This is a genomic window from Marinobacter caseinilyticus (assembly GCF_011074955.1).
In the GTDB taxonomy this organism is placed as follows: domain Bacteria; phylum Pseudomonadota; class Gammaproteobacteria; order Pseudomonadales; family Oleiphilaceae; genus Marinobacter; species Marinobacter caseinilyticus.
On the sequence record NZ_WUQJ01000034.1, the window covers coordinates 256,333 to 273,473 of the forward strand.

The 17,141-nt window shown below is 55.5% G+C and carries 17 protein-coding genes and 1 tRNA gene; 3 read left to right on the forward strand and 15 right to left on the reverse strand.

The annotated features are described in order from the left end of the window. Nucleotides 1-64: 64 nt before the first annotated feature. Nucleotides 65-571 (reverse strand): Mpo1 family 2-hydroxy fatty acid dioxygenase, encoded by a 507-nt coding sequence (locus GRX64_RS17850; RefSeq protein ID WP_166269230.1) that lies wholly within the window; start codon nt 569-571, stop codon nt 65-67. 202 nt (nt 572-773) lie between these two features. Here GRX64_RS17850 and fabB point away from each other — a divergent pair, with 202 nt between their 5' ends. Further along, the gene (fabB, locus tag GRX64_RS17855; RefSeq protein ID WP_166269232.1) at nt 774-1,985 is read left to right on the forward strand and encodes a beta-ketoacyl-ACP synthase I; all 1,212 of its coding nucleotides are present in this window, start codon (nt 774-776) and stop codon (nt 1,983-1,985) included. A gap of 68 nt (nt 1,986-2,053) precedes the next feature. On the opposite strand, the gene GRX64_RS17860 is transcribed toward fabB, so the two are convergent. Next, nucleotides 2,054-2,932 (reverse strand): SDR family oxidoreductase, encoded by an 879-nt coding sequence (locus GRX64_RS17860; protein WP_166269234.1) that lies wholly within the window; start codon nt 2,930-2,932, stop codon nt 2,054-2,056. A gap of 192 nt (nt 2,933-3,124) precedes the next feature. Between GRX64_RS17860 and GRX64_RS17865 the strand changes: the two genes are divergently transcribed. Further along, nucleotides 3,125-3,487: a hypothetical protein gene (locus GRX64_RS17865; RefSeq protein ID WP_166269236.1), complete on the forward strand. Its 363-nt coding sequence runs from the start codon at nt 3,125-3,127 to the stop codon at nt 3,485-3,487. Between the two features lie 17 nt (nt 3,488-3,504). On the opposite strand, the gene alr is transcribed toward GRX64_RS17865, so the two are convergent. The 8 genes from alr to rnr all read right to left on the reverse strand — a co-directional run bounded on the left by alr (nt 3,505) and on the right by rnr (nt 11,672). Continuing rightward, on the reverse strand, nt 3,505-4,578 hold the full coding sequence (gene alr / locus GRX64_RS17870; RefSeq protein ID WP_166269238.1) for an alanine racemase: 1,074 nt from the start codon (nt 4,576-4,578) through the stop codon (nt 3,505-3,507). After that, entirely contained in the window at nt 4,578-5,975 is a 1,398-nt protein-coding gene (gene dnaB, locus GRX64_RS17875) for a replicative DNA helicase (RefSeq protein ID WP_166269240.1), read from the reverse strand. The genes alr and dnaB overlap by 1 nt, the downstream gene beginning before the upstream one ends. Nucleotides 5,976-6,214: 239 nt before the next feature. Next, nucleotides 6,215-6,661 carry a 50S ribosomal protein L9 gene (rplI, locus tag GRX64_RS17880; RefSeq protein ID WP_166269242.1) on the reverse strand — a complete coding sequence of 149 codons (447 nt, stop codon included), beginning with the start codon at nt 6,659-6,661 and terminating at the stop codon, nt 6,215-6,217. A 20-nt stretch (nt 6,662-6,681) separates the two neighbouring features. Further along, entirely contained in the window at nt 6,682-7,548 is an 867-nt protein-coding gene (locus GRX64_RS17885) for a hypothetical protein (RefSeq protein WP_166269244.1), read from the reverse strand. 29 nt (nt 7,549-7,577) lie between these two features. Continuing rightward, on the reverse strand, nt 7,578-7,808 hold the full coding sequence (gene rpsR, locus GRX64_RS17890) for a 30S ribosomal protein S18 (RefSeq protein WP_166269246.1): 231 nt from the start codon (nt 7,806-7,808) through the stop codon (nt 7,578-7,580). A gap of 28 nt (nt 7,809-7,836) precedes the next feature. Next, on the reverse strand, nt 7,837-8,253 hold the full coding sequence (gene rpsF / locus GRX64_RS17895; protein WP_166269248.1) for a 30S ribosomal protein S6: 417 nt from the start codon (nt 8,251-8,253) through the stop codon (nt 7,837-7,839). A 191-nt stretch (nt 8,254-8,444) separates the two neighbouring features. Then, nucleotides 8,445-9,182: a 23S rRNA (guanosine(2251)-2'-O)-methyltransferase RlmB gene (rlmB, locus tag GRX64_RS17900; protein WP_166269250.1), complete on the reverse strand. Its 738-nt coding sequence runs from the start codon at nt 9,180-9,182 to the stop codon at nt 8,445-8,447. Nucleotides 9,183-9,185: 3 nt separating this feature from the next. Then, nucleotides 9,186-11,672, reverse strand: a complete 2,487-nt coding sequence (rnr, locus tag GRX64_RS17905; RefSeq protein WP_166269252.1) for a ribonuclease R — start codon at nt 11,670-11,672, stop codon at nt 9,186-9,188. Nucleotides 11,673-11,931: 259 nt separating this feature from the next. Between rnr and GRX64_RS17910 the strand changes: the two genes are divergently transcribed. Beyond that, a tRNA-Leu gene (locus tag GRX64_RS17910) sits at nt 11,932-12,018 on the forward strand. 561 nt (nt 12,019-12,579) lie between these two features. Here the strand turns inward: GRX64_RS17910 and GRX64_RS17915 are convergent. The 5 genes from GRX64_RS17915 to GRX64_RS17935 all read right to left on the reverse strand — a co-directional run bounded on the left by GRX64_RS17915 (nt 12,580) and on the right by GRX64_RS17935 (nt 17,063). Further along, nucleotides 12,580-12,960, reverse strand: a complete 381-nt coding sequence (locus GRX64_RS17915; RefSeq protein WP_166269254.1) for a hypothetical protein — start codon at nt 12,958-12,960, stop codon at nt 12,580-12,582. A 400-nt stretch (nt 12,961-13,360) separates the two neighbouring features. After that, on the reverse strand, nt 13,361-13,954 hold the full coding sequence (locus tag GRX64_RS17920; RefSeq protein ID WP_166269256.1) for a hypothetical protein: 594 nt from the start codon (nt 13,952-13,954) through the stop codon (nt 13,361-13,363). A 513-nt stretch (nt 13,955-14,467) separates the two neighbouring features. Further along, a complete protein-coding gene (locus GRX64_RS17925; protein ID WP_166269258.1) occupies nt 14,468-14,833 on the reverse strand; it encodes a cupin domain-containing protein in 366 nt (121 codons plus the stop codon). Between the two features lie 120 nt (nt 14,834-14,953). Further along, a complete protein-coding gene (locus GRX64_RS17930) occupies nt 14,954-15,280 on the reverse strand; it encodes an antibiotic biosynthesis monooxygenase family protein (protein ID WP_166269260.1) in 327 nt (108 codons plus the stop codon). Nucleotides 15,281-15,491: 211 nt separating this feature from the next. Further along, entirely contained in the window at nt 15,492-17,063 is a 1,572-nt protein-coding gene (locus GRX64_RS17935) for a transposase (RefSeq protein ID WP_166269262.1), read from the reverse strand. Between the last annotated feature and the right edge of the window lie 78 nt (nt 17,064-17,141).

Consider the following 17,141-nt stretch of genomic DNA (forward strand, 5'->3'; position numbering starts at 1 on the left):
GATGGTTCACTTTGCCGCCTCATTGCCGCCAAAATCAGCAGCATAGCCGATTTTCAGCACTCAGTTACCCGTCAGACTGGGCTTTTTCGACATCGGCGAGACTGGCAACGAGTTTCCTGGCCAGCTCAACGCTGACGAATATCGGGCCGATCAGCAGAAACACCAGATCCTCGACAAAGGACGGTTTCTTGCCTTCAACTTTGTGACCCCAGACCTGCAGCGCCCAGGCCGCAACCCAAGTGATCAGACTGACCCAGAACAGGGGCCACGCCATGGCAAGGATCGTCAGGATCGCCCAAACGGACGCCGCAAACCAGATCACCATCAGGGTAAAGACGGCCTTCGACAACCGCCAGTACATCACGCCCGCCACCACGCCTGCGAGGGTGGCGCCATTGACCCAGCCACCGACGGCCCCGGTCAGGCCCAGCCAATTGCCCACGGGGATCAGCCAGAGCAGGCCAAGCGTCGAGGCAACTATGGCAGGCACACAGAGAATATGAACCCACTGGTTGACCGGATTTTGGTGACTGTCGCCGTAATCCGACAGAAAACGCGCTAGGGATCTCATCAGGACACTCCAAAAAAGACAGGACCCACAAGATAGCTGCAACCGGACCCGGCATCTTGTACGCAACGGCTGCCGAGTAATGCCCTGCCCCTTACAAAGGTCAAATACCGCACCGGTTCAAAAAGCCTTACACTGGCGCTAACATATTTTTATCACGGAGTCTGGGCTGCTTACCGGCCCACATATCTGGCAAGGAGATTGTATGAAACGGGTCGTCATCACGGGAATGGGCATTGTATCGTGCTTGGGCAATTCGACGGAGTCGGTGCAGGAAAGTCTCAAGTTGGGGCGGTCTGGTATTCGCTTCAATGAAACCTATCGCGATCTGGGCTTTCGCAGCCAGGTGTCGGGCTCGGTCGACGTCGATACGTCGCAGATCGATCGCAAGATGAGGCGTTTCATGGGCCAATCAGCCATGTACAGCTACCTGGCGATGCAGCAGGCCATTGCGTCATCGGGCTTGACCGATGAGATGATTTCCAATGACCGCACTGGCATTATTGCCGGATCGGGAGGCGCGTCCTGCGCCAGTCAGGTAGAAGCCATCGACCTGATGCGCGAAAAGGGCGTCAGGAAGATTGGGCCTTACATGGTTCCCCGCATCATGACCAGCACCGTATCGGCCTGCCTTGCGACCGCCTTTAAAATACGCGGCGTAAACTATTCCATGTCGTCAGCCTGCTCCACCAGTGCCCACTGCATTGGCCATGCCATGGAGCAAATCCAGCTCGGCAAGCAAGATGTGGTGTTTGCCGGAGGCGGTGAAGAAGAAGACTGGAGTCTGACTATGCTGTTTGATGCCATGGGCGCGCTTTCCACCAAACGCAATGAAGCGCCAGAGACGGCCTCAAGGCCGTTTGACAACGAACGGGACGGCTTTGTCATCGCCGGTGGCGGTGGCATGCTGGTGGTGGAGGAGCTGGAGCATGCCTTGAAGCGTGGCGCGCCGATCATTGCTGAACTCACCGGGTACGGTGCCACATCCGACGGCCATGACATGGTCGCGCCCTCCGGCGAGGGTGCCATGCGGTGCATGCGCCAGGCACTGGCAACCGTCACCGGCCCGATTGACTACATCAATGCCCACGGCACCAGCACACCGGTGGGTGATGTTGCCGAAATGAAAGCGGTCAAGGAAGCGTTTGGCGAGCACGTACCGGCGATTTCGTCGACCAAGTCGCTGTCCGGCCATTCACTGGGGGCCGCCGGTGTGCATGAGGCAATTTACTCGCTGCTGATGCTTCAGGGAGGCTTCATCAGTGGCACGGCCAACCTGACGTCGACCGATGAAAAAATTGTCGATATGCCCATTGTCGGACCGAAGGCGAAAGAAGCCCACCTCGACAACGTCATGTCTAACAGCTTTGGTTTTGGCGGCACCAACGCATCACTGGTGTTCAGCCGTTACGCGTAATCAGACAGCAAAAAGGCAAGCCATGAGGGAGGGGCTTGCCTTTTTTCAATCCTTCCGGCGTTGTTCACCTATTCGGTTACTTCATCCGCCACGCTGTCGTTTTCGTTCAGGCCCAACGCCATCAGTTCATCGTCCAGCTGGGACCGCCAGGGGAGCTGTTTGACACCGAAGGTGTTGCGTATTTTCGTGCAACCGAGGGTCGCATTTTCAAGCTCCAAAGCGGCCCAGGACGGCGCCTTATCAACCACCCGCACATCGCCGGCAATACCCTGCAGGGTGACCAGCACCAAGCCCAAATCGTATTGGGATATCTCTTCCGCGCCGGCATACTGGTAAGTGCCCCACACCTCGGCGCCACAATCCAATTGCTGAATAATCGCAACCACCACCCGGGCGAGGTCCCGATAGGACACCGGTTGGCCACGATTCCGGCTGGACAATGCCAGAGTGTCATGGCTCGCGGCGCTGTTTTGAACTTTGTGAATGAAGCGGCCGAGGCTCCAGCCGGTACGCAGAATAATGTGGTGTGGCAACAGGGTTCGGAGCGCCTGCTCACACTCCCATTGCCAAATACCCAACTGACTGAACGGCTGACCGGGATTGGAGGTGATATAGGCGCTCTGTTTGCGACCATCGAAGACATAGCTTGTCGACAGCTGAAGTACCGCCATCTGTTTTGCCCTGGCGTGCTCGGCAAGCGCTATGGGAATTGAAAACGCCGCCTGACGAATCGCCTCCGGGTCGGACTCGGCGGCCTCCGGGTCGGCCAGCCACAACGCATTGACAATCAGGTCGGTGTCTTCGGGTAGCCACTCTGAAAGCGCCGACAAATCGACATCTTCCGGTTCACTGATCAAAAGGGGAGTGATGTGCAGCGACGTTTGTCTCAATCGCTCCAGCAGAATGTGCCCAAGCGGGCCATAATCATGTACAACAACGACATTCACAGGGCGTAAACCACTCCGCGTTTAAAACAGATATGTATTGGAATTCCAGTGCCTAGGTACTATTTGTATCACTAATCTGACAGCCGCGCATATACATTCAAGCCAATGGCGACAAGCTTGCAGTCACTACAATACGAACCAGCGATAAGACACTGCGTCTATAAACCAAAGCATACAACAACAGGGAATTTTATGCTCAAGCAACACAGCCACATCGTCGCGCCGATCACCGACGAGCTAAAGAGCAAGGCGCTTTATACCGTCAGCGAATTGCGTGCAAACGGTAAAGCCGACAAAGAGGCCATCGATAAGCTGTACCAGCTCATTGTTGAACTGACCGAATCCGGCCTCGATTTCTATTTCCTCGAACCATTACGGCGCCTCAGCGCCAGCACCATGATGATGGGTATGGCCAGGATGGGAATCGGCAGCATGCTGAAAGGCAGTAAAATGGTCATTCACAAGGTTCTGAAGAAACTGGATGACCGAAGCCTTAATAATATTCTGGATTTTATCGAGGAGATCATCTTCGAGCCGGAACCGACGGCAGCTTGAACCCTCGGACGCGAATGCTACTCACTGTACAGCCGGGGCACCCGTGCGGTGACTCCGGTCAGCAGTTCATATCCGATGGTACCCGCGCAGGCCGCAACCTCATCAACGCCGACATGATCACCCCATAGCTCGACCCGGTCACCCACTTGGGCCGTCGGCACGTCAGACAGATCCACCGCCAGCATATCCATGGACACCCGGCCAATCAGTCGAATACGTCGGCCGCCAACCCACGCCGGCGTGCCGGTACCGGCATGACGGGGGTAGCCATCCCCATAACCAATGGCAACAATACCCATCGGCGTCGGCTTGTCGGCGGTCCAGCTTTCGCCATAGCCCACCGACTCGCCTGCCGCCAGGGTTCTGACCGCGATCAATTCTGACTCCAATTTCATGACAGGCCGGAGGCCCAGTTCAGAGCCGCTGGCGCCCAGCATCGGTGATGCGCCATACAACATGATACCGGGGCGGCTCCATTCGAATAGCGCCTGGTTATCGCGAAAGTGGGCCGCTGAGTTGCCCACGCTGCGGACGCAGTCCGGATAGGCGCCGGCAATGTCCCTGAAGACATTGGTTTGCAGCTGCGTGGCATCGGAGGCTGTATCATCCGCGCAGGCAAAGTGCGTCATCAGGCCTTTCACTATGCCTTGCATTGGCCTCAGGCTGGCCATCACCGCTGCAAACTCGCCGGGACTGAAGCCCAGGCGGTTCATACCGGTGTTCACTTTCAGCCAGATCATCGGGCGCACGGCGTCGGCCATTAACCAGTCAATCTGGCTTTGGCTGTGCAACACCGGCTCGAAACCTTCCTGCAGACACACGGCGAGATCCTTACGCGCGTGCACCCCCTGCAACAAAACCACCGGATGCGTCAGCCCCTGGGCTCTTATGGCCAGGGCCTCTTCCAGGCAGGCAACGGCAAAGCACCCGGCTTCCGTAGCCAGCGCTTGGGTGACCGCAGCAATGCCGTGACCATAACCATCGGCCTTGACCACCGCCATCGCCTGAGCGCCACCGGCGCGCTCACAGGCCAACCGGTAATTGTGCCGCAGTGCCTCCAGGTTGATTTTGGCAACGGTATTTCTTGGCATCAGTAGTCACCGCCGTAATCGCCGTGGGCTAAATCTTCGAACTTGGTAAATTTGCCAAGGAACGCCAACCGGACGGTGCCAATAGGACCGTTACGCTGCTTACCAATGATGATTTCCGCTATGCCTTTATCCTGGGTGTCCTCGTTGTACACCTCATCCCGGTACACAAACATGATGACGTCGGCGTCCTGCTCGATCGCACCGGACTCCCTCAAATCCGAATTCACCGGTCGCTTGTTGGGACGCTGCTCAAGACTTCGGTTCAGCTGGGACAGCGCCACCACGGGGCAACTCAACTCCTTGGCAAGCCCTTTGAGTGAGCGGGAAATTTCGGATATTTCGGCGGTACGGCCTTCGTTGCTCCCCGGCACTCGCATCAGTTGCAAGTAGTCGACCATGATCATGCTGAGCTTGCCATCGTTCTCCCGGGCGATTCGACGTGCCCGTGAGCGCATCTCGGTCGGGCTCAGCCCCGGGGTATCGTCAATGTACAGCGGCTTGTCCTTGAGCAGGCTGACCGCCGACGTCAGGCGAGGCCAATCATCCTCTTCCAGGCGACCGCTGCGCATCCGTGACTGGTCAATGCGGCCCAGCGACGACAACATACGCATCACCAATGAATCGGCGGGCATCTCCATACTGAACACCAGTATTGGCTCACCAGAACTGATCAGGGCATTTTCAACAATGTTCATGGCGAAGGTGGTTTTACCCATCGACGGCCGCCCCGCCACAATGATCAAATCGGACGGTTGCATGCCCGACGTCCATTCATCCAGATCCTTGAAGCCACTGGTCAGGCCGGTGATGGTGTCACCCGACTCAAACAGCTCTTCGATGCGGCTCAGTGCTTTGGTCAGAATGGGGTTAATGGCCTGAGGGCCGGAGCCGGCCTTGGTTCTGGACTCCGCGATGCGGAATACATTTCTTTCCGCTTCATCGAGAATCTCGTCACTGTTGCGGCCCTGCGGATTGAACGCCGAGTCAACAATGCCACCGGACACATCGATCAACTGCCGCAGCACCGACCGTTCCCGGACGATCTGGGCGTAGGCCTTGATGTTGGTTGCGCCCGGGGTTTTTTCGGCCAGCTCTGCCAGATACGACAGACCGCCGGCATCCTCAATGTCCCCTGCCCGCTCCAGAAATTCCGCCAGGGTCACAACGTCCAGCGGCTCACTGTCCCCCGCCAGGCGTTCTGCGGCGCCAAAAATGAGCCGGTGATCCTGCCGGTAAAAATCGGCGGCAGTGATCATTTCGGAGACTTCGTCAAACCGCCGGTTGTCCAGCATGAGACCGCCCAGCACGGCTTGCTCTGCTTCCAGAGAGTGTGGTGGCACTTTGACTCTGCTGGTTTCGCTATCAGCCGGAGCTGGCTTCAGATTGGTGTTGGCCATGAATACGTCTTCAGTGATGTCTGCCTGGGGCACACCATCGATACTCGCAGATAACGATGGCCGCTCGAACCTGTAAGCATATCAGAAAGAAACAGGCCCGGAAGCCGCTGTCGCGGTCCGGGCCTGTTTACGACCGGGGAGCCTTCGTCTGAACGACATAAAGGCAGCCCCGTATCGGTTCAGCGGTCACCGATTTAAGATCGGAACCGCTGATTATTCAGCAACTTGATTCAGTCGCCTTACGCAGCAACAACGGCCAGCTTCACTTCGACGGTTACGTCAGAGTGCAGCTGAAGTTCGATGTCGTATTCGCCAACCACGCGAAGTGGTCCTTCAGGCAGGCGAACTTCACTCTTCTCAACTTCGGTGCCGCCGGTGGTGATGGCATCGGCAATATCGCGGACGCCAATCGAGCCAAACAGCTTGCCTTCATCACCCGCTTTGGAGCTGATGGTAAAGGACGTGCCAGTCAGAGCTTCGGCACGAGCCTGAGCGGACGCCAGTTTGTCAGCGGCCGCTTTTTCCAGCTCTGCGCGACGCTCTTCAAACGCCTTCAGGTTGGTTTGGGTGGCCGGTACAGCTTTGCCATACGGCACCAGGAAATTACGGCCATAGCCGGATTTAACCTTAACCTTGTCACCCAGGGTACCCAGGTTTGCAACTTTTTCGAGCAGAATAACTTCCATCTCGTTAACCTCTTCGTGCTTTATTCAGCCGGTTTGGAGGGTTTTATTCGCCCTCGAATATCCAGCCAGCTATCCACAAACGCCACAACCAGTAGCAACAACAACAGACTTGGACCGAGCAACAGTAGGGCTATATAAAACATAACCAGCCACTGAACACCCATCCCTTTCAGACCCACCAGGCCATGCACCAGTGCAATCGCGGCAACCACCAGTGGGAGACCCGCCACCCACGCCACCAATACCGAGTTTAACCCCAGTACCGGCCCGGCAAACATTGCCACAACACAGGCAATGGCAACCGGACCCGACAAACGAAGCGCATGAAACTCTTTGCGAAAGCCGCCCGGGTTGTACAACCCGGCTTGCCAGCTTCGGGCCAGCATCGTCAGTACCACACCCGCAAACAGGAACGTGCCTGCCATACTTGCGTTCATGGTCTTCCGGATAACCGGTTCGAGCTTGCCCCCCATCTCTCGGGCAACGTCTGGATCATACTGCTGATAGAACGACACGCCTGCTTCCACAAGCTGATTCAGCAACCCGGGGTACAGCACCGGTAGCAGCCAACCTGTCACCAATGCCAAACCACTGCCCGCAAGCAGGGCCTTCTCCCAGGACAGTGTCGTCCTGATTACCGTCGCCATCAGTGCCACTTCCAAAAGCACGACCAGAGCGGTCGGGTCTTGCCCAAACCAACTCCAGCCCAGCGCCGGAAGCAGTGCCCAGAGACCTATGCTCAGGCCTTGACTAAGGCCCAACCTCAGTATCACCAGACCAATGACGGCGGATCCGATCCAGAACAGCAGGGGGATCGCGGTCGTAACCGCTGCGACCCCAGCCGCCTGCAAGGGACCGCGCATTACAAATTGTGCCAATGCACGCATGGTCCCAAATCCTGTTGTTTACTGACTACTTAGTTATCGTGACCGTCCGAGTAAGGCAGCAGGGCCAGGAAGCGTGCGCGTTTGATCGCGGACGCCAGCTGACGCTGGTAACGTGCCTTGGTGCCGGTGATGCGGCTGGGCACGATTTTGCCGGTTTCAGTAACATATCCTTTCAGGGTATCAAGATCTTTGTAATCGATCTCTTTTACGCCTTCCGCGGTAAAGCGGCAAAACTTGCGACGTCTAAAAAAACGAGCCATGAATGAACTCCTCAAGTCCGGGGTTGGTTTACTCTTCTTCGTCCTGGGTTTCCGCCTGACTAGGTTCGTCAGCTTCCGCTGCACGACGCGGGCGCTCTTCACCGCCAGAACGACGATCTTCCCTTGACTCGGAGGCCTTCATCGGTGACATCTCGGTAACCGCTTCATCACGACGGGTAATCAGATCACGAATGATCGCGTCGTTGAAACGGAAGTTGTGAGTCAACTCGTCCATCGCCACCTGTGAACATTCAATGTTCATCAGGACGTAATGAGCCTTGTGAATCTTGTTGATCGGGTAAGCCAGGTGACGACGGCCCCAATCTTCCAGGCGATGTACCTTGCCGCCATCTTCATTAATGACGTTGGTATAACGCTCGATCATAGCGGGCACCTGCTCGCTTTGATCCGGGTGTACCATAAATACGATTTCGTAGTGACGCATGAGTTCTCCCTACGGTTTGTACAGCTTCTACCGGTCAGTTCCGCCAGAAGCAAGGAGGTGACAGTGCTCGCTGGCAACTGTCGGTTTACTGCTTTTATTCAACACAGAGCGTCGGATGCAAGAAATGATTTTCAGACAATAAGACACCACCCCCAAAAAGGGGGACACGCATTCTATGCGCCGCTATCGGCTTATGCAAGCCTTTGCCGCAGGGCTTCGTAAAGACAGACCCCGGTCGCGACCGAAACGTTGAGACTGTCGACGTGACCCTGCATGGGAATGTTGATGAGCAGATCGCAGTGTTCCCGGGTGAGCCGCCGCATACCCTTGCCTTCGGCGCCCATGACCAGCGCCACGGGGCCCTTGAAGTCAGCTTGATACAGCGTCGCACCCGCCTCACCCGCGGTCCCGATCAGCCAAACGCCCTGTTCCTGCAGAGCGCGCAGAAATCGCGCCAGATTGGTGACCCGGACCAGGGGCACGGTCTCGGCCGCGCCACAGGCCACTTTACGCGCAGTTGGTGTCAATGCCGCCGACTTGTCCTTGGGCACCACCACGGCCTGCACACCCACCGCATCGGCGGTGCGCAAACAGGCGCCCAGATTATGAGGATCAGTAACGCCATCAAGCACCAACAGAAAAGGCGGCTTGCCTGAGGACTCAAGCTGAGACAGCAAGTCGGCCTCAGTCCACTCCCGGCTTTCTCCGACCTGGGCCACGACACCCTGATGAACCCCCGCCACACGAGAATCCAGTTCGCGCCGATGAACTTCCTGCCAGCCAACGCCCAGCTCGTCCAATGCCACAGTTATTTCCTGCACCCGCCGATCCTGACGGCCGGATTGTATCCACACTTGCTGCAGCCGACCGGGCTCTCGCTTAAGGACGGCTTCGACCGCATGCCAACCAAATATAAACTCGTCAGCCACCGGTTACTTCCTTGCTTTACGGGCTTTCGACGGCTTACTGGCTTCACCGCCTCTGGAGCCCGCGTTGCCAGCACTTTTAGCCGCCTCGGCCACCAGTTTGGCTTTGGCGGAGGCTGGCTTCGACGATTTACCGCCTGCCCGCCTGGACTTTGCGCCTGACTTGCCACGCCCGTCAGACCGCCCTTTGTCCTTGTGCTCGCCCCGGCTCTTGACCTTCAGAGCGTCGCGATCGGCTTGCCGACGTTTGGGCTCGCTGACCAGCTCCAGGTCCACTTTGCGGTCCTCAAGGCCCACTCGTATCACTTTCACCCGAACCTCGTCACCGAGACGGAAGCTCACCGCTGTGCGCTCACCAATCAAGCGATGTTTGCCGGCGTCGTGATGGAAGTAATCACCGCTCAGTGTCGATACGTGCACCAGGCCTTCGACATACACGCCACTCAACTCCACAAAGAAGCCAAACGGCACCACTGCGGCAATCACACCCTCGTATTCCTCGCCCACATGCTCTTTCAGATATTCACACTTCAGCCACGCCATCACGTCGCGGGTTGCATCGTCGGCCCGACGTTCCGTCATTGAGCAGTGTTCGCCAAGCTGCACCATCCTGGCCAGATCATACGGGTACTTGGCCAGTTCAGAGTCTCGCTTGCCAGGCCGCACAACCGTATCGGTGCGCTTACTGCCATGAATGACCGATTTGATACCGCGATGAACAATCAAATCCGGATAGCGGCGAATCGGCGAGGTAAAGTGCGCGTAGCTCTCAAACCCCAAACCAAAATGCCCGCTCTCCTCGGGGCTGTAGACTGCCTGGCTGAGAGATCGGAGCATCACGGTCTGGATAACATTGGCGTCCGGACGATCAGAAATGCTCGACAACAACGCCTGATAATCCGCCGATTCCGGCTTATCGCCACCGCCCAGTTGCAAGCCAAGCTCACCCAAAAACAATCGCAGCCCCGTCAGACGCTCGACCGACGGGCCATCGTGTACCCTGTAAAGGGAGGGCAGTTTGTGTTTCTTGAGGAATCGCGCCGTCGCCACGTTCGCACAGAGCATGCACTCTTCGACAATCTTGTGCGCATCGTTGCGATGGACCGGCACAATCTCTTCAATTTTGCGGGTAGCATCGAAAATGATCCGGGTTTCGGTGGTTTCAAAATCGATGGCGCCGCGCTCGGTACGCGCCTTGCGGAACAGCTTGTACGCATCGTAGAGCACTTCCAGGTGCGGCACGACATCGGTGTATTGGTCGCGCAGTGACTGGCCCTTGTCGGAATCCGGGCGCTCAAGCATATCGCTGACTTTGGTATAGGTCAGCCGGGCATGACTGTGCATCACCGCCTGATAGAAAGTATAGCTACTGATGCCGCCAGACGAACTGATCGTCATGTCGGCAACCACGCAGAGCCGGTCTACTCCGGGGTTCAGGGAGCAAAGGCCGTTGGACAGTTTCTCCGGCAGCATGGGCACCACGTGATCCGGGAAATAGACCGACGTGCCGCGACTGACCGCCTCTTCATCCAGCGGCGAACCAGGCCGTACATAGTGCGATACATCCGCAATGGCAACGACCAGGCGGAATCCACCACGCGGACGACGCTCACAGTAGATCGCGTCATCGAAGTCACGCGCATCTTCACCGTCAATAGTGACTAATGGCAGGTCGGTCAGGTCAACGCGGTTTGCCTTGTCCGCTTCGCCCACTTCCAGAGGAATGGCGGCCGCCTGTTCGCCTGCGGCGGGTGGCCAACTGTGCGGAATATCGTAAGACCGAATGGCGACATCGATCTCCATACCCGGAGCCATGTGATCCCCCAACACCTCGACGATTTTACCCGTAGGCTTCGCCCGCACAGTGGGCTGCCGAATGATATCCACAACGACATATTGACCGTGAAGCGCCGTGCCGCACTGCTCTTCAGGGATCAGCACTTCGTGGTTTATCCTGGCGTTTTCCGGCACCACGAAAGAAATGCCGCTTTCACGAAACAAACGTCCGACCGTTTGCTGGGTTCGGTACTCCAGAACCTCAACAATGACACCTTCACGGCGCCCCCGGTCGTCGACACTGTCGACGCGGGCTGCAACGCGGTCACCATGAAATACCTGACGCATCTGGCGGGCGCTGAGAAACAAATCCGAGCCGCCGTCGTCCGGAACCAAAAACCCAAAACCGTCCCGGTGCCCCTGCACTTTTCCGGTCACCAGATCGGCTTCATCAATGGGCAGGTAGGCGCCCCGGCGATTGCAAATGGCCTGTCCGTCACGGCACATGGCAATCAGTCGCCGACGCAACGCTTCAACACCTTCCGGGCTGGTCTGCCCCAATTCTTCACAGAGTGTTTCGTGAGTGGCGGGAGCGCCGCGTTTACGTAGATGCTCGAGAATGAACTCACGACTCTGGATGGGGTTGTCATAGTTCTTTGCCTCACGCTTTGCATGAGGGTCTTTAATCTTATCTGTTTTCTTTTTTCTAAAAAACATTCAGTCTTTTGCCTTTGAGCCGCGCGGCACATCATTGTGCGGGCCGGCGTTATGGGTGTGTGCCGAGTATAACGTCCAGAACACAAACCTACCTAACATGGTCGCACAATCACCTATTAAAAAAACGTTTGACAGTGATTTTGCGAATGATTAAAGTACGCGCCATTGGTGAGGTCAACACCTCGCCAGACTGCAGAACTTTCAGAATATCAGCCATCTAACATTGATCGCTGAGTGAGAAGCAACCTGTAGGTCACCTGCCGAGGTGGCGAAATTGGTAGACGCGCTAGCTTCAGGTGCTAGTAGGGGCAACCCTGTGGAGGTTCAAGTCCTCTCCTCGGCACCATCTCTTCCCCCAAGAGATGGTGAGTTCTGTCGTTTGAAACATAACTTTTCCGCCCTGGTAGCGTTATGGTTATCACACCTCATCTTCGCTCCGATCCCAAGAAACCCTTTACTCGACCGACGCCCCAATTTCCATTTGCATTTCAACCAGTTGATCCCCTCGGCGCCGATTTGGAAAAGTTATGCTTCCACAGTCTTTCATCCAGATCGTCATCATTGAGGAAGCTTTATGCTTCAAAATAACAAGGGCCATGGCCAATGAGCTTTTGATAGCTCTGCCTTGAAGTGTTCACACGCAAGTCGTGTCGCAACCTGATACTGGAGCTATCGCGTGACCCGCAGTTCATGCCGTAAATTAACCGCTCGGTAAGGTCGCAAAGCGAACATTCAGATTCGGGCGTAACGCCTGCGCTTTGTTCTCAAAGCGATCCTTTTTGCCGGTCCAAACTGGGCCGTTCTTTGGCATCAACGCCTGCAGTTGCGGCTTGGGTGAACTGGCGGCTTTTTTGCTGCGCAGCGCGAAAAAGGTGACAGTTTACCCAAGTCCGGCAAGCTGCACTTGTTAGGTGCTTTGTTCATCTTCGGGCCAGCAATAAAAACCATACGGATCAGTAACCGCCTTTGTAAACTTATCCGAGGAAAAATACCCCCGATTAATCAGCTCCTTGACTAGGCGATCACCACCTTTGGACTCTGTAGGCACAACGTAACTTTCTTCACGTTCTGACGTAAATAGATAAACACCATCAGAAACTAGACCTCCTTCTCCCTGCCACAATACCCGGATAATTGTTGCCCATGTAATTGATTGTTCCCAAGCATCTTTTCCAGGGGGCTGTGCCGAGATGTTGATCCGCAACTCATCGAATGAAACTTGATACCACTCAGAAAGTGGAGCATTCCTACGTTTGAGTCTATCAAAGAGTTTTTGCACTATGCTCATCCTGACACCTAACGCTTTGGTTTAGCGGCGCCCTGACAAGGGCGTCCGGTGGAGGCCATAGGCCGGAACGGACTACAACAACTTGTTAGGTGACCGGCCACTAGACCCTAAAATTCCTTTTGATAAAAACATCAATCCGCTTCTTGTTTATGCGCAACATAATGGCAGCAACGGACACTGAAAGGAAAAATGGGAGTAGACAGTAGTTCACCCGAAATCCGTTGACTGTTGTCCATTCGAAAGTCGCGTACGCCAGACTGAAGCTCATGAAAGTGAGCCCAATTGTCAGAAAGTGAAATCCTTTTCGAATCTGAATTCGGTACTTCATGAATTCACCTAACGACAGTGGTAATGGGCGCCAACGGAGCGCAGCGTAGTTGGCGCCCCGTTGACCACCTTGTTATTCGCCGCCAGTTGATGTTTCACGAAGGCTTTCCCATAACTTCGAGTTGGCCTCTGCCCGACGAATCCGATACTCCTCAATACCAGCCATCTGCCCTTTTATGTATTCGATGATGCTCCATTCTCCGAATTCTCGCGGCGACATTGCGGCTAAAGTTCTAAGTTCGGACGCGAGTTCTTGCGCCTCGAGGCCCAGTTTGGCGTACTGGTACTGACGTTCCTCAAACGCCTCTTCATATTCTGGAGGTGTGGCGTGTTCCGAAGCGCCATCAATCTTTGCGTTGGCTATTTCGATGTCCCTTGGGAACTGAACGAGCGCATGCATGATTGGTGTGGGAAGCAGCTTTAGTTCTTGATTGTATGGATCGACCCCAAGCTTTGGTTGATCCACCTGCGCGACGTGATATCCGTCTTTGTCAGGCTGACCACAACATAAGCCATCATCACCTACCACAGCTGCACAGCTATCTACATATCGTTCCAAAGAGACAACCAAATGCGCGCAAAGATACTGAAGGTCTTTCTCGTTCTTGCCGCGACGCCCCCGAATCTCCCTTAAGAGCTCTATGAGCCACATTAGTAGCTTTTCCATCCAAGGCTCTCCCTGTGACTTTGCAGAAATTTAGACCAGGCGCATAACGCGAAGCTTAGCGGCGCCCTGACAAGGGCGTCCGGCGGCCATCGGCCGCGTACTACAGCGACTGGTTAGAAGCCGGTTCACCCGCTAGTTTATGGTCCACCCCTTAACCCGCATGCGAACTCCAAAGAAGTCCCGCACATGCTCAAGGTTCGACACCGATACAAAGCACCAAAATACCCGGCCTACTCGGAACTTTCGGCGAACAGCCCCACAGCCTGGACACCCTGCTGATAACCCGATAGAAGCCGAAATTGGCTTCCAGTTTGGACGACAATGTTGCTGGCCTTGGCAACGACGCGAAACCAAAAACTACCACATAATTTGCCGCCAAGGCCCACGCACACCCAACCACCAAAAAACTACAGGAGCCTTGGCTTATAACGCCAGCTATAAGCGGCGCCCTGACAAGGGCGTCCGGTGGAGGGCCGAAGGCCCGGAACAGACTTAATGGCATTGTTAATTGGTCTATATCCAAACATCGTCTTCGGCGGTCTTACTACCGGACTCGTCACCAGTGTTGACTACTCCTCGTGGTTCGATCAGCAAGACTTTGGCTTCATGTTCCGCATAGGGCTTGTGTTCGCTGCCCTTGGGGACCACGTACATTTCGCCCTCGGACAGATCCACATACCCATCTCTGAAATCGATTCTAAGACTACCTTCGAGAACGATGAAAGTTTCGTCCGTCTCCTTGTGGTCATGCCATACGAACTCGCCCTGAATTTTGACGACCTTGAACTGGTAGTCATTCATTTCGGCGATGACCTTCGGTGACCATTGCTCATCAAAGAGGCCGAGCTTGGTTTTGAAATTGACCGCCTGATAGTTCATGTGAACTCCTTTTCGGTGACAGTTAACGCTGAAATAAGCGGCGGCCCGTCAGGGACGTCCGGTGGAGGCCGCAGGCCGGAACGAACTTGATTGACTGGTTACAAAGCAAGAGCACCCCGTTTACCCCCGCATCTCTGGTAAAAACTGATGCTCTATAACCTCATAGTGCTGCACCGTGAGGTCAGGCTCAAGCTCATAAACCTCGTCTTCTGGGTACAAACGGGCCTGCGAAATATTGTCGCCAGCGAACGCCTTGATGGATGCCAGCTTATCCCAGTATGTGATGAGAGTGAGTTCAATTTTGCCGGTGAGGGAACGTCGGAAAATCTGTGCGCCTAGAAACCCAGGAGTTGCGGACGAATCTTTGATCCCGGTTTCGTAAAGATAGCTCGTGAACCCTTCACTGTGGATTTCAGGTATTCGGCATTTCCATTCCCTGGCGATCATTACCACGCACTCTCCCTTGCTTTGTAACGAGGCTGTAGAAAAACCCGATTCTGAGTCGTTCCCGCTGCCTGGTTCCTAATTTTTAGTAGCGGCCATCAACTAGCCGATTTGCGTCATTCCGATGTTCAGCCATCAGTTCTGATTCTTTGACGGTATCAGTGAGGTACTGCTGGCATCCAGCAGCCCCATTTCCGGCCTTCTGATCCCTGCGTCATGCCGCTAGCTGCCCGTAATTCGCCAGCTTCTCAATATTGTGTACGAGGCAGTATAGCTGCCATTGGCCTTGTACTTTCTTCTTGCCTCGCAGGCTGAACCGGTTCAGTCGTTTGTTGGTGCCGATGTTGCCGAACACCGGCTCCACCACTGACATACGGTGGCCGTAGATCTCTTTGCCCCGCTGGCTGTCGACGCGTTGCTTCATCCAATCGGTATAAGTGGGTCCGTGTTTCAGCTCCAGAGTGTAGGAGACTTGCCGTCCTTTGCCTTTGCGATGATTTGCAGAGTCCGGGTTCTGCATGCATTGGTGTTTCTTGGGGCAATGCCGGCACTGGAGTAGTCGCCCCTGGAAGTGAGTCCGGAGTATGCCGTTCTGATCGGTTCTTGTACCCTCGTAGTGCAGGGATTCCCCTGCTGGACAGACACAGGTCATGGTGACCGGGTCGAACTGGAATTCACTGGCCGGGAGGGTTTTCTTCCAGCCTGTATCTGGCAAATTCTGATGGCGTTTGCCGTACTTGTCTTTCTGGTTCTGGAACGTCGGATCCCGGCTGCGGAAGCGGTTGTCCGGCACGTAGCCGTTGATTCGTTGTTCATGCAGGTACTTCATATTGGCTTCGTTGGCGAAGCCGGTGTCGGCGGTGACCACGGTCCCCTGCTGATAGATGCTGTCTGCGATACCCAGTTTCTTGAATCGGGTTTCGACGCTCTCCAGTACCGGTTGCAGGGTGTGGTGTTCCTGGCCTTCGCCAAAGGCCTGGGCGTCGATGATCACCTGATGTTTCTTATCCACCGTGGCCACGCCGTTATAGCCCTGGATCGTGCCTTTGCTGGTGGTCATCTTGGCACTTTCGTTATCGGTGATATTACTCTTCACTTCCTTGCTCCGCTTCCCCCGACCCATCCTTGGGCGGTTCGTCTTTAGGAAGCGGTCCACTTTGTTCATGGCTTCATCCAGCGAGAGGATGGTGTTTGCCCGGCGGATATCCCGGTCCAGCTCAGCTTCGGTTTCGGCCTCATCCCGCTCGTAATGTTCCTTCAAGTGGTGGCGGATCAGTCGTCGCAGCTTCGCCCGCTTTTCACCCAATTCCTTGAAGGTGCCGGACCATTCCTTGGCGGCATTCGAGGACATCTTGCAGCCGTCGATGGCAAAGAGTTCGTTGCCCAGCAGGCCTTGTTCGTGACAGACCAACAGTACCTGCTCGAACAACTCTTCAATCTCCCCGGCATGGCTGCTGACAAACTTCGCCAATGTCGTAAAGTGGGGAACGGTATCGCAGGACAGTGCCTTGAAGATGATGTTGGTCTCGCAGCACCACTGCATTTCGCGACTGGAGGTGATGCCTTTGGAGTAGGCGAACAGGATGATCTTCAGCAGGATGGCCGGATTGTAGGCTAAGCGGCCGGTGTCTTCGTTGCGGTATTTGGGGTGGAAAACTGACAGGTCCAGCTTGTGTTCGATCAGGTAGTGCACCGCGTGTTCAAAGGTGCCGGGTTGAAGCTGTTCCTGGTAGTTGATCACGACCAGGGCGCTCTGGTCGTAGTTGTAATGCTTGAAGCGAGGCATGCCAACGACTCCTTGTCTGTTTGCCTGATCCTATCAAACCGGGAGGGGATTTTCGGGGTTTTTCTACAGCCTCAACGC

Excerpts from the sequence above, each read along its gene's own strand:
- dnaB (WP_166269240.1), bottom strand. The coding sequence starts at position 5,975 with ATGGCCAACACCAATCTGAAGCCAGCTCCGGCTGATAGCGAAACCAGC.
- GRX64_RS17865 (WP_166269236.1), top strand. The coding sequence starts at position 3,125 with ATGCTCAAGCAACACAGCCACATCGTCGCGCCGATCACCGACGAGCTA.
- GRX64_RS17930 (WP_166269260.1), bottom strand. The coding sequence starts at position 15,280 with ATGATCGCCAGGGAATGGAAATGCCGAATACCTGAAATCCACAGTGAA.
- fabB (WP_166269232.1), top strand. The coding sequence starts at position 774 with ATGAAACGGGTCGTCATCACGGGAATGGGCATTGTATCGTGCTTGGGC.
- GRX64_RS17935 (WP_166269262.1), bottom strand. The coding sequence starts at position 17,063 with ATGCCTCGCTTCAAGCATTACAACTACGACCAGAGCGCCCTGGTCGTG.
- rplI (WP_166269242.1), bottom strand. The coding sequence starts at position 6,661 with ATGGAAGTTATTCTGCTCGAAAAAGTTGCAAACCTGGGTACCCTGGGT.
- rpsF (WP_166269248.1), bottom strand. The coding sequence starts at position 8,253 with ATGCGTCACTACGAAATCGTATTTATGGTACACCCGGATCAAAGCGAG.
- rnr (WP_166269252.1), bottom strand. The coding sequence starts at position 11,672 with ATGTTTTTTAGAAAAAAGAAAACAGATAAGATTAAAGACCCTCATGCA.
- GRX64_RS17885 (WP_166269244.1), bottom strand. The coding sequence starts at position 7,548 with ATGCGTGCATTGGCACAATTTGTAATGCGCGGTCCCTTGCAGGCGGCT.
- alr (WP_166269238.1), bottom strand. The coding sequence starts at position 4,578 with ATGCCAAGAAATACCGTTGCCAAAATCAACCTGGAGGCACTGCGGCAC.
- GRX64_RS17925 (WP_166269258.1), bottom strand. The coding sequence starts at position 14,833 with ATGAACTATCAGGCGGTCAATTTCAAAACCAAGCTCGGCCTCTTTGAT.
- GRX64_RS17920 (WP_166269256.1), bottom strand. The coding sequence starts at position 13,954 with ATGGAAAAGCTACTAATGTGGCTCATAGAGCTCTTAAGGGAGATTCGG.
- GRX64_RS17850 (WP_166269230.1), bottom strand. The coding sequence starts at position 571 with ATGAGATCCCTAGCGCGTTTTCTGTCGGATTACGGCGACAGTCACCAA.
- GRX64_RS17915 (WP_166269254.1), bottom strand. The coding sequence starts at position 12,960 with ATGAGCATAGTGCAAAAACTCTTTGATAGACTCAAACGTAGGAATGCT.
- rpsR (WP_166269246.1), bottom strand. The coding sequence starts at position 7,808 with ATGGCTCGTTTTTTTAGACGTCGCAAGTTTTGCCGCTTTACCGCGGAA.